The 1549-nt window shown below is 37.4% G+C and carries 2 protein-coding genes; both read left to right on the top strand.

The window, feature by feature from the left end; all coding sequences use genetic code 11:
- The first annotated feature begins 29 nt into the window (after positions 1 to 29).
- The gene (rpoZ, locus tag QZ334_RS08335; protein ID WP_004695660.1) at positions 30 to 245 is read left to right on the top strand and encodes a DNA-directed RNA polymerase subunit omega; all 216 of its coding nucleotides are present in this window, start codon (positions 30 to 32) and stop codon (positions 243 to 245) included.
- A 53-nt stretch (positions 246 to 298) separates the two neighbouring features.
- Positions 299 to 1492, top strand: coding sequence for a bifunctional phosphopantothenoylcysteine decarboxylase/phosphopantothenate--cysteine ligase CoaBC (coaBC, locus tag QZ334_RS08330; RefSeq protein WP_295233625.1), 1194 nt, complete (start codon positions 299 to 301; stop codon positions 1490 to 1492).
- Positions 1493 to 1549 lie beyond the last annotated feature (57 nt).

Here is a 1549-nt window from a genome sequence, read left to right as displayed (position 1 = left end):
ATATCAAGAGTCTAAGGAGAAGTGATAGTATGATGGTAAAACCTCCATTGAAAAAATTGGAAAGTCAAGTAGATAGCAAATACACTTTGGTAACATTGGCAGCTAAACGAGCTCGTGAACTAACAGATGGTGAACCATGCTTAGCTGAATCTACACATGCAACTGACAAGCCTGTTTCCTTGGCATTCTATGAAATTGCCGAAGGTGAAGTGACTTATAAACGAACTAAAGAAGGCATTAAATAAGAAAAACGATTCCTTGTATCATTGATACAAGGAATTTTTAAAAGGAGAAGAAAATGCGAGGAAAACATATCATTGTCGCTGTATCTGCAGGTATTGCTGCGTATAAGGCAATTGAAGTAGTTAGCAGACTTCGTAAAAAAGGTGCTGAAGTGAAGGTGGTTATGACTCAAAACTCCACTCATATAGCTTCACCTCTTACATTTGGTGAAATTAGTGGACATCCAGTAGCTATCGACATGTTTGAACAAGTTCATCAATGGGATGTAGAGCATATTGCACTAGCTACATGGGCAGATGCATATGTGGTTGTTCCAGCTACGGCAAATGTAATTGGTAAAATATATGCCGGTATTGCAGATGATATGCTAACAACAACAATAATGGCTACTAAGGCTCCAAAATATCTTTGTCCCGCTATGAATACAGAAATGTATAACAATCCGATTACTCAACGTAATTTGGAAGGTTTACGTTCTCTTGGCTACCATATTATGGAACCTGCTGAAGGATGGCTTGCTTGTGGGGTTACCGGTATGGGGCGTCTACCAGAGCCTGAAGCCATTGTAGATTGGCTTGAATCACAGATTTGTAAATCTAATGAGCTTGAAGGTACTACAGTACTTGTTACAGCAGGTGGTACACAAGAAAATATCGATCCTGTTCGTTATATTGGTAATCGGTCGAGTGGAAAGATGGGGTATGCTATTGCTGAGCAAGCTGCCCGGATGGGGGCTAACGTTATTTTGGTCAGTGCACCCACATCTTTAGCCGTACCTAGTGGAGTTGATTTTGTTCCTGTTGACTCTGCTTTATCTATGCAACATGCTGTTGAATCTCGATATGATGAGGTAGATGTTGTTATTATGGCGGCTGCTGTATCTGATTTTAGAGTCCTTCACAAGGCAGAACAAAAAATAAAGAAAATGGAGTCCATGACTTTAGAACTTGTTAAAAATCCAGATATTCTACAAGGTTTAGGTGCTAAAAAGAATCATCAAATTCTTGTAGGTTTTGCAGCAGAAACTGAGCATGTTATTAAATACGGTCAAGATAAGGTTACTAGAAAAAATTTAGATATGCTTGTAGCAAACGATGTTAGTAAATCTAATGCAGGCTTTAATGTAGATACAAATGAAGGATACTTCTTATATCCTCATAAAGATCCTAAAGAAATGCCTAATATGAAAAAATCTGAATTGGCCCATAATATTATGAAAGAAGTTGTAGAATTGGTAAAAAATAAATAACACCATACATGAGAGAATCTTATGTTTGTAGTTTGTAATTGATAGAAAGATATGTAA

This window comes from Veillonella sp. (genome assembly GCF_019414865.1).
Classification (GTDB): domain Bacteria; phylum Bacillota; class Negativicutes; order Veillonellales; family Veillonellaceae; genus Veillonella.
The sequence above is the reverse complement of the archived record's forward strand: the minus strand, read 5'-3'. Positions and strand labels throughout refer to the sequence as shown.

Coding starts and splice junctions, on each gene's coding strand:
- coaBC (WP_295233625.1), top strand. CDS start 299: ATGCGAGGAAAACATATCATTGTCGCTGTATCTGCAGGTATTGCTGCG.
- rpoZ (WP_004695660.1), top strand. CDS start 30: ATGATGGTAAAACCTCCATTGAAAAAATTGGAAAGTCAAGTAGATAGC.